Origin of the sequence: Streptomyces hirsutus (assembly GCF_001418415.1) — a bacterium.
Classification (GTDB): domain Bacteria; phylum Actinomycetota; class Actinomycetes; order Streptomycetales; family Streptomycetaceae; genus Streptomyces; species Streptomyces hirsutus.
Map to the genome: position 1 here is coordinate 1 of NZ_LIQT01000006.1, position 9,494 is coordinate 9,494.

Below are 9,494 nucleotides of genomic sequence, written 5' to 3' on the forward strand. Positions count from 1 at the left end.
TGCACACCGTGCTGCTCGCCGACGCGTTCCCGCCCGCCGTCGCCGAGGACGCGACCTCTCGTGGGCCGTCCCCGGTGCGCCCCCTCCACGCCCCGACATTCGCCACCGACCCGTCACGCGGGACGGTGAAAACGTCCCGCCCCCCGATCGAACGGGCCGGTGCCGGGGGACGACTCCGTTCATGACCAGTGCATCGTTCTCCAGCACCCTCACTCTGCCCGCCTCCGTGTGCGACCAGGCCGCACAGCACCTGGAACAGGCCGCCAAGCGGACCGTCGACGGGGCGGGGATCCCGTTGAAGGCGTTCCGCGCGGCGGCCGACAGCGACTACACCTTCCCCGTCGCCGTGGTGGAACAGGCCGCCGCCTGCCTGCTCGTCCTGGCCACCGAAACGGCCCAGACGGTACGGCCGTCGGCGCTGCGCGCCACCATCAGCGTCGCCCTGAACCTGCGCGACGCCGCCCAGGCGGTGCGCCGGCCCGCGCTCACCACCCGGTTCTGGTGAGGCCCATCGGGCTCCACGGAGCAAGATGTCAGAGGCGCTGCCACAGGGCCGGCGTGCCGGCGGGCGCCCACGCGCTCTGGGCCTGGTGCGTCTGCAGGCACTGGTAGCGGACCCCGTCGCGGGTGGCCGTGGCCCCGGCCGGGTAGACGCGGCCGGGGGCCCAGGCGTCCTCGGCGTCGTCCTGCGGGTCCGGTGCCGCGGTCTGCGCGAGCTCGGTGGTCAGGGTCAGACCGAAGTCGGCGAGGATCGGGTTCACCGGCTGGTAGAACGTGGTCCCGCCGCGCGTGCAGTCACCGGAGCCGCCGGAGGCGACCCCCTGCGCCTGGGCGCCCGAGACGTAGGGTCCGCCGGAGTCGCCGGGCTCGGCGCAGACCGTCGTCCGGGTCACTCCGTCGACCGTTCCCTCGGCGTAGCTGACGCTGGTGTCGTGCTGCTGGATGGTCCCGCAGTGCCATCCGGTGGTCGAGCCGGACCGGCACACCGACGCCCCGACGAGCGCCTCCACCGAGCCGGTGACCTGCACCTCCTGGCCGTCCTGCGCCCGGACGCCCGGCGTGGCCGTCCACATGTCGTTGGTGCCCACCCACGCCATGTCCCTGCCGGGGAAGACGGATTCCCGGAAAGTGCCCTGGGCGGTCTGGTCGAAACCGGTGGTCGTGTCACCCCGGTCGCCGCAGTGACCGGCGGTGACGAAGCCCTGCTGCGCGTCCTCGGTCACGGAGAAGCCGACCGAGCAGCGGGCGGTGTCGTTGATGTAGTAGGCGTCGCCGCCGGTGATGTCCTGCAGCAGCCGCGGCCGGACCGTGGAGACGAGGATGGTCACATCCTGGTCGTCGACCCCGGCGGCCTTGACGAAGGCGGCACCGGCCGACACCGCCCGCGCCTGCACCACGAGCCGGTTCGCCGGCACGTCCACGTACCACAGCGGGGTATCGGCGGTGTCGCGGGCGGCGGCCGCCGCGTCCAGTTTCTCCTTGGCGGCCCGGAGGTCGGCCAGCGAGCGGGTGACGACGACGGCCTTGGCGCCCTGGGCCTCGATGGCCGCCACGTCCTTGGAGTCGGTGGTCGCGACGTTGAGTTCCTCGGAGGCCGCCCCACGCACCCAGGCGCCGGCGAACCGGTGGCCCAGGGCGTTGCGCAGGACACCCGCGCGGGTGCCCGCCTCCGCCTCGTTGGCCGGCCGCGCGGACGCCTGCGCCGAGGTCAGGCCCAGGTCGCGCCGGAGTGCTTCGAGCATCGCCGCCGACGGGCGGTCGGCGCCGAGGGTCCGGGCCGCGCCGGACGCGGTCTCCGCCGTCGGGTTCGGCTCCGCCGTCGGGTTCGGCTCCGCCGACACGGTGGAGGGGAGGGCTGCGAGGACGAGCGCGCCGAGCGCGGCCAGGGCCACCCGTCGTGCGGACCGGCCATGTCTGTGGACCATGCGGTGATCTCCTTCGTCGTGGGGTGAAGCTGCCGCAGAGCCTCAGGTTTTTCCCGTGGCGCCCGTTGCGATGTCAGCGGCGACCCGCTTTCGCGCTTTGGTGACGCGAACGGGCGCCAAGTGCAGTACTGCGTACGACGCCTGGGGTGAGGACCTGCTCTGCGTACGTTCCGAGCGCGTGCTGCCTGCGTGTGGCCGCGCCCGGCGCCCGCCGACCGAGGCCACGCTTCTGCGGGGCGCCGTCGCCGTCCGCGCTGTGCCCGGACCACCGGCCACGGTGCACAGCGGGTCGCGAGGGGGTGACGGCCCGGGTCCGGCAGCGCGCTCGACCGGGTGCTCCTCCGAGGGCCGGGGACCGCCGACCTGCCGGGGCGGTCCGTGCGACCGGCGCGGCCGGGAACCGGGTCACCGAGCCGCCGCGGCCGCCGCGGCTGTCGGACGGCCCGCGCGGATCCCCTCCGGTGCGCTCAGACTGGAAGAGCAGGGCCGGACCGCGGGCCACCTCCCGGGGTCCCGGCCGCCGCAGGCGGGCGCGGGTTCGCCCGACGCCGAAGCCCGCCGGAACCGAGAAGGGGTGAGGACCGGCATGAAGGGCTACGGCTTCCACGGCCCCGCCACACTGCACATCGAGGACCTGTGGAGCGAGAACACCACCCTCACCACCGGGTTGGTCGACACCCGCTCCACCCCGACCCTGCTGCGGACGGCGGTGGCCGGCCAGCTCTCCGGCGGGCAGCTGATCACCCACACCTTCCCGCTCGACCGCATGCAGGAGGTGTACGACGTCTTCGGCGACGCCGCCGAGACCGGTGCGCTCGAGGTCGTCCCGGGTGGAGAGCGGCGTGAGGCCGTCCCGGCGTACGCGGCCTGACGGCCCGGCCTCCCGGTGCGGCCCGACGGCGGCCGTGGCTCCGAAGCTTTCGGACCCCGGACGGGACCGTTCGGCCCCATGCGTCGGGCGGCCCGGTGACGGACCCTGAAGAGGGGGCGTGCGAGGAGGTGACAACCCATGGGAAGGGCCCGTGGTGTGCGGCCCCGCAGGGTGTGGCTGTGGCGCTGGCGGAGCAGCCCGCTGCGCCGCCGCAGTGATGTGATCGAAGCCTGGCTGCTGCTCGCCGCCCTTGTCCTCACCCTGTTCGCCGGGGCGGTCACCGGCCTGGCGGCGGCGGGGGCGGTGGACCGGTCCCTCGCGGAGCGCCGCGCGGAGTCCCACATCGTCCCCGCCGTGCTGGCCGAGGACACGGCCGACGCGCTGCCCTCGCCGGTGACCGAGGACGGCAGCGGGGACGGCCGCGCGTGGGTGAAGGTGCGGTGGACGGCCCCCGACGGCACCAGCCGCACGGGCCGGGCCGAAGCCGGCCCCGGGGACAAGGCGGGCGACGTGGTCACCGTGTGGACGGATGACGCGGGACGTCTCGTCCCCGAGCCGCCCGGCGGAGCGGACGCACGGTTCCAGGCGGTCATGGCCGGCCTCACGGTCGCCGCCGCCACCGGGGGAATGGCCGTGATCGGCGGATGGCTCGTCCGCTCCCGGATGGGGCAACGGCGCTCGGAGGAGTGGGAGGCCGAGTGGCGGCAGGTCGAACCGTTGTGGCGAAGGCGGATGAGGGGGTGACCGGCTGACGGGCCGGTCACCGGCGCGCTGACGACCGGCCGGACCGTGCGAGCCGGCCGGGTACTGCTTTTCCCACCGCGCATTACTCTAACGACCTGCGCAATTGCAAAATTTAGCAATTGCGTACATGCTTGAACGCATGTCCGTCGTCGCGGGCCACCGAGGCTCGCGCCGCCACTGCGCGACGGCTGTCGTGGCCGCCGGGAAGTCGAGGGGTCGTGTCAGTACCGTTGTGGCTCACCGGAGCCCGGTCCCGCATCACGTCGCTGCTGCCCGGCCGGGACGACCTCGGCCGGATGCGCCGCAACCCGCGCCGGGACCTGCTCGCCGGTCTGACCGTCGCCGTCGTCGCCCTGCCCCTCGCGCTCGGCTTCGGAGTCTCCTCCGGACTCGGCGCGCAGGCCGGGCTGGCCACCGCTGTGGTCGCCGGCGCGCTGGCGGCCGTGTTCGGCGGCTCCAACCTCCAGGTCTCCGGACCGACCGGCGCGATGACGGTGGTCCTGGTGCCCATCGTCGCCGACCACGGCCCGTCGGGCGTGCTCACCGTCGGGCTGATGGCAGGCGCGATCCTGGTGGCGCTGGCGCTGCTGCGGGCCGGCGGCGGCATGCGGTACGTGCCCGCGCCCGTGGTGGAGGGCTTCACACTCGGCATCGCGTGCGTGATCGGACTGCAGCAGATCCCGAACGCCCTCGGCGTGCCCGCCCCCGAGGGGGACCGGGTCCTGGTGGTGGCCCGGCGGGCGTTCGAGGAGTTCGCCCGCACCCCCGACTGGACCGCCGTCGCACTGGCGCTCTCGGTGGCCGCCGTGATGCTGCTCGGGGCGCGCTGGAGACCCACCGTGCCCTTCTCCGTCCTCGCCGTGATCGCGGCCACGCTCGTGGTGCAGATCGGCGGACCGGACGGGGTGCGGTCCATCGGCGAACTGCCCTCCGGTCTGCCCGCCCCCTCGCTCGCCTTCGTCGACGTCGGCGCCCTCCCCGACCTGGTCGCGCCCGCCCTGGCCGTGGCGGCCCTGGCCGCACTGGAGTCGCTGCTGTCCGCCTCCGTCGCCGACGGCATGACCGTCGGGCAGCGGCACGACGCGGATCGCGAACTGTTCGGACAGGGCGTGGCGAACCTGGCCGCGCCGCTGTTCGGTGGTGTCCCCGCGACCGGCGCGATCGCCCGCACCGCGGTCAACGTCCGCGCCGGAGCCACTTCACGGCTGGCCTCGCTCGCCCACGCCGCGGTCCTCGCCGGGATCGTCCTCACGGCGGCCCCGCTGGTGTCGAAGATCCCGCTCGCCGCTCTGGCGGGCGTCCTGCTGGCCACCGCGGTCCGGATGGTCGAGGTCGGCTCGCTGCGCGCCATGGCCCGCGCCACCCGCTCCGACGCGCTGATCCTCGTCCTGACGGCCGTCGCCACCCTTGTCCTCGACCTGGTCCTCGCCGTGATCATCGGCCTGGCCGTCGCGGGTCTCCTCGCGCTGCGCGCCGTCGCCCGGCAGGCGCGGCTCGCACCGCTGGCGCTCGACCGGGGCGACCACACCGAGGAGGAGCACCGGCTGCTCGCCGAGCACATCGTCGCCTACCGCATCGACGGTCCGCTGTTCTTCGCCGCCGCCCACCGCTTCCTGCTGGAACTGACCGAACTCGCCGATGTACGCGTCGTCGTCCTGCGCCTGTCGCACATGAGCGTCGTCGACGCCACCGGCGCTCTCGTGCTCAAGGACGCGGTGGCGAAGCTGAGGCGGCGCGGCATCGCCGTCATGGTCTCCGGTATCCGTCCCGGCCATCGTCAGGTCCTCGACTCCGTCGGGGCCCTCGACCTGCTGCGGCACGAGGGCCGGGAGTACGCCACGACCCCCGAGGCGATCGGTGCGGCCCGCGAGCACCTGCGACTCGCCGGCGTCCTGCCCGCGGCCCGGGCCCCGGGACCGGCACCGCTGCCCGTCGGGGAGGCGCCGTGACCCGCGCGCAGCCCGCTCCGCCCCCTCCGCGGCACAGGCGGAGCCCATCCGTGCGGGGAGCGACGGTGACGTCGGCGTGCTGCCTTGCCGTCACGTGCTCACCCTCCCCGTCGAGCCGTCCGACTCCCCCGCCCGCGAGACCGCCGAGCAGGCCCGGCCGAGCGGAGGAGCGGCGAACGCCACCCCGCGACCGGCCCCGCGTCGCTCGTCGGGCGCCGGGCCACCGTCGTCGGACCGGTGGCACGGCGGCGGTCCGTGGCAGCTGTGACGGCCGTGGAAAGAGCGTCCGGGCCCTCCCGTGATCCCCGAGGGCAGGACCGCCGGGCAACAGCGATGTGCGGAGTTGCTAATGTCGGAAAGTGTCGAGGCCGGGTGCCGGCGACGTACAGGTGAGGCGAGGGACCGGGGCCCGGGCCGGACCGGCGCCGGGAAGGGGACGGCACGATGACCACGCCGCTGCACCAGCTGAAGGCCGAGTTCTTCAAGACCCTGGGGCATCCCGCCCGTATCCGGGTCCTGGAACTCCTCAGTGAGCGCGAGCACTCGGTCGCGGAGATGCTGCCCCAGGTGGGCATCGAACCGGCACATCTCTCCCAGCAACTGGCGGTGTTGCGGCGGGCGAACCTCGTGGTCAGCCGCAAGGAGGGCTCGACCGTCCACTACTCGCTGACCAGCCCCCACGTGGCGGAACTGCTCCGCGTGGCGCGCACCATCCTGTCCGGTGTCCTCGCCGGCCAGGCCGAACTGCTCGCCGACCTCAGGGACGAGACGAGCCCGCTGTCCCGGTGAGGGCCGCGTTCCGCGCAACCGTCCCGTGTCAGTCCGCCGGGGCCGTGTCCTCGCGCCGGCAGTGCAGGAAGAGCTGGGGTTCCGGCGTGGCGTCGGGACGGGTCGGGGTGAACATCACGCTTTTCTCGGACAGCACCGTCAGCCCCGCGTCCCGCACCAGGCCGATCACGTCCTGGGCGGCGAAGCTGGTGACCCGCACCTTCTGCCCCATGAAGACACCGTCGAAGCCCTCCACGTCCAGGGGCACGGTCGCCAGGACGAACAGGCCCCCCGGCCGCAGCACCCGGGTCAGTCGGCGCAGCAGGTCGGACTGCTCCGCACGGGACATCTGGAGCAGCGCGAAGTACAGACAGACGGCGTCGAACGAGCCGTCCTCGACCGGCGTTTCGCGGATGTCGCCGCAGCGGAACTCGGCATCGGGCACCTGCCGGGACGCGATCTCCACCATCACCGGTGACACGTCGACCCCCAGCACCCGGTGCCCCGCCGCGGCCAGCGTCGCGGCCGTGGGCCGGCCCGTCCCACTGCCCACGTCCAGTACCCGGGCGGCGGGCGGGAGCCGTTCCAGCAGCCATTCCAGGGAGGCCCGGTGCGCCCCGGAGGCGGCGAACGCCTCCTCGTAGTCGCTGCCCAGCGCGTCGAACACCGCTGCCGCCGGTGACCTGCGATTCTCGTCGACCAAGACGTACCCCGTCTCCGTGTACCGATGTCGCGCATCGTGCCATTCCCGCAGGGCCCTCACAACCGTCCGCCGCTCCTCCCGGCGCGCCGGACCGGCTTGCGGGGGTGCCGGCCTGCACGGCAGGGTCGGAGGGTGCCGACTCTGCTGATCATTCATCACACGCCCTCGCCCAACTGCCAGACGATGTTCGAAGCGGTCCTCTCCGGTGCCACGGCCCCGGAGATCGAGGATGTCCGCGTGGTGCGGCGGGCGGCCCTGTCCGCCACCGCGGGCGACGTCCTGGAAGCCGACGGCTATCTCCTCGGCACCCCGGCGAACCTCGGCTACATGTCGGGGGCGCTCAAGCACTTCTTCGACCAGGTCTACTACCCGTGCCTGGACACCACCCGGGGCCGGCCCTTCGGCTACTACGTGCACGGCGGCAGTGACGTCACCGGGGCAGTGCGGGGTATCGAGTCCGTCACGAAGGGCCTCGGCTGGCGGCGCGCCGCCGACGCCGTGACCGTCACGGGCGAACCCGACAAGGCCGCCGTCGAGCGGTGCTGGGAACTGGGCGCCACCCTCGCTGCCGGCCTGATGGACTGATGTCCGGGCCGCGCCGGCCCGTCATACCGGGCACGGAGCGGCCGGGAGCGACGGCAGGGTTGTGGGAGCGCTCCCGTGGAGTCTTCGTATGCGCTCCGGCGCGCCCTCATGTGCACTCGCGCCTCCGTACGCCGCACACCGGCATCCGTACACCCCCACCCGGAAGAGGGAGATCATGAATTGGCATGGCCATGACTTGCGTGTTCGTGTCCCACGCTCGTCCTGGGCGTCCTCGTCGCCACACTGCTGTGTCTGGTTCCCTGGAGTGGCACCGCAGCCGCGCACGGCTCGGTGGTCGACCCGGCGTCCCGCAACTACGGCTGCCGGCTGCGCTGGGGGAGCGACTTCCAGAACCCGGCCATGGCGGACGAGGATCCCATGTGCTGGCAGGCGTGGCAGGACAACCGTTCCTAGTCAGTAAGCAGGGGTGAGTCCTGGACCCATTCCTACTCACTGCGGACATCCCGAACGGTTCTGGATGTCCTGGTCGCCCGCGTTCGCTCCGCGTCCGGTGGCACGGATCGTGTCCGTGGTCCGGGAAGGCGGCGGCAGGTTTCCTCGCGCCCGGGGGTGTCCGGTCCGGCCTGGACGGTCCGATGCCCGTGCACATCACTCCGGTGTGCACGGGGCGGTGTCGTCCGACGCCGGATGGGATGGCCCTGGGCGCGTCGTCCGATCGCGATGCTCGCGGCATCGTGTCGGGTGGTCTTGCGGGTGGTGATTGGTCAGGGGTTTCTGCCAGTGCTGGGCGCCCCACTTCGAGGTGTAGGCCGGGTCCACGGCGATGACGGTGATGCCGGTGGCGTCGGCCATCGAGACGAGGCGGGCGCGGAGCCGGCCGGTGGGCAGGCCGGCAATCAGCTGCCGGAACCGCCTGTTGCGGCCGTGTTTCTCGCGGGTCTTCTCCGCGGTGAAGTCCAGGTCCTCCACCGCGATCGCCTGCACACCACAGGTGCGGGCCCAGTGCAGGAGCCGGGTCAGGGCGTGGCGGAGCTGGGCGTCGCGGTGGCCGGCGGTGCCGGTCAGGTCGTAGGAGAAGCGGCGCGGGGTGCCGGTCGGGTTGCCGTGCACGTCGAGGCGCCAGGCGGCGAGGTGGTCGGCGTTGGTGTCCACCCCGATCACCCCGTCGGCGAGGGCCGCCGCCAGGGGAATCGTGCGCGTGACGGGTTTCTGCCAGGAGGCGGTCACGTACCAGCGGTCGCGGGCCGGGTCGTGGTGGATGCGGTAGGCGATGGCCCGGTTCGCTGCCACGCGGTCGGCCCATTCCGGCCCCCGGTGCGCGAACCCGACCTTCGCTGCGAGGACGTACCGGCCGTGCGGAGCGTTCGCCAGTCCGGACAGCGGGGCGGGGAGCCGGATGCTGACCTCACCGCCGGGGCTGATGCGGATGGTCTCGTTCCCGTAGCGTTTCCCGCTCTCCCCGTCCGCTTGCAGGAACCAGCGGGCCGCCTCCCAGCGTGCACGCCACTGGAGTTCGGTGAGTTGTGCGGCGGGCAGCTGGTGCCGTATCCGGGCCAGACGCCTGCCGCCGCGCACTACATGTACGACCCCGGCTGTCCAGTCGGCGCGTTCCCGCGCCAGCCGGTCCTCCAGCACGTGCAGGCGGCGGGCCTTGGCGTGCCATTCCCGCCTGCTGCGGTACCCGCCCGGCGCCCGCTTGCCGCCCTTCTGCCCGAGCGGCAGTGACAGCCGGTGGCGCAGGGTTTGGACACCCGCCTGAAGGTTCTGGAGGTGGGCGAGCGCGCAGCGGCGGGCCAGTGCCCACTGGTCATGCGTCGCCTTGGTGATCGCACCCGCCCAGCGGGCCGAGGATGCGGGGGTTAGGTCCCGCTTGCGTGCGGCCCATGCCTTCGCGTCGTGCTCGAGGCCGTCGTGGCAGCGCGTCTTCAGGTCACGACAGGCCAGCGTGCCCAGATGCACGCCCACCCGCCGCAGCACCTCCTCATCGG

8 protein-coding genes and 3 pseudogenes are annotated in these 9,494 nt (G+C 73.4%); 8 read left to right on the forward strand and 3 right to left on the reverse strand.

What is annotated here, in order from left to right; translation table 11 throughout:
• Positions 1-185: hypothetical protein (locus AOK11_RS43755; RefSeq protein ID WP_206188746.1), on the forward strand; the 185-nt coding region annotated here is incomplete at its 5' end.
• Entirely contained in the window at positions 182-505 is a 324-nt protein-coding gene (locus tag AOK11_RS00595) for a hypothetical protein (RefSeq protein ID WP_055591621.1), read from the forward strand. The genes AOK11_RS43755 and AOK11_RS00595, both read left to right, overlap by 4 nt.
• Before the next feature lie 28 nt (positions 506-533).
• On the opposite strand, the gene AOK11_RS00600 is transcribed toward AOK11_RS00595, so the two are convergent.
• Positions 534-1,925: a trypsin-like serine protease gene (locus tag AOK11_RS00600; protein ID WP_055591622.1), complete on the reverse strand. Its 1,392-nt coding sequence runs from the start codon at positions 1,923-1,925 to the stop codon at positions 534-536.
• Between the two features lie 598 nt (positions 1,926-2,523).
• On the opposite strand from AOK11_RS00600, the pseudogene AOK11_RS00605 reads away from it, so the two are divergent.
• The 4 genes and pseudogenes from AOK11_RS00605 to AOK11_RS00620 all read left to right on the forward strand — a co-directional run.
• Positions 2,524-2,796 (forward strand): annotated as a pseudogene (locus tag AOK11_RS00605) (alcohol dehydrogenase); the annotation flags it as partial.
• 138 nt (positions 2,797-2,934) lie between these two features.
• Positions 2,935-3,540 carry an Rv1733c family protein gene (locus AOK11_RS00610; protein WP_055591624.1) on the forward strand — a complete coding sequence of 202 codons (606 nt, stop codon included), beginning with the start codon at positions 2,935-2,937 and terminating at the stop codon, positions 3,538-3,540.
• Positions 3,541-3,758: 218 nt separating this feature from the next.
• Positions 3,759-5,489 (forward strand): SulP family inorganic anion transporter, encoded by a 1,731-nt coding sequence (locus tag AOK11_RS00615; protein ID WP_055591625.1) that lies wholly within the window; start codon positions 3,759-3,761, stop codon positions 5,487-5,489.
• A gap of 444 nt (positions 5,490-5,933) precedes the next feature.
• Entirely contained in the window at positions 5,934-6,278 is a 345-nt protein-coding gene (locus AOK11_RS00620; protein WP_055591626.1) for an ArsR/SmtB family transcription factor, read from the forward strand.
• Between the two features lie 28 nt (positions 6,279-6,306).
• Here the strand turns inward: AOK11_RS00620 and AOK11_RS00625 are convergent, their stop codons facing one another.
• Complete coding sequence (locus AOK11_RS00625) at positions 6,307-6,960, reverse strand: class I SAM-dependent methyltransferase (protein WP_055591627.1); 654 nt, start codon at positions 6,958-6,960, stop codon at positions 6,307-6,309.
• A gap of 132 nt (positions 6,961-7,092) precedes the next feature.
• Here AOK11_RS00625 and AOK11_RS00630 point away from each other — a divergent pair, with 132 nt between their 5' ends.
• Both AOK11_RS00630 and AOK11_RS38835 read left to right on the forward strand, forming a co-directional pair.
• Positions 7,093-7,545 carry a flavodoxin family protein gene (locus tag AOK11_RS00630; RefSeq protein WP_055591628.1) on the forward strand — a complete coding sequence of 151 codons (453 nt, stop codon included), beginning with the start codon at positions 7,093-7,095 and terminating at the stop codon, positions 7,543-7,545.
• A 175-nt stretch (positions 7,546-7,720) separates the two neighbouring features.
• Positions 7,721-7,950 (forward strand): annotated as a pseudogene (locus AOK11_RS38835) (lytic polysaccharide monooxygenase); the annotation flags it as partial.
• A gap of 41 nt (positions 7,951-7,991) precedes the next feature.
• Here AOK11_RS38835 and AOK11_RS00635 read toward each other — a convergent pair.
• Positions 7,992-9,494: pseudogene (locus tag AOK11_RS00635) on the reverse strand (nuclease/transposase family protein); the annotation flags it as partial.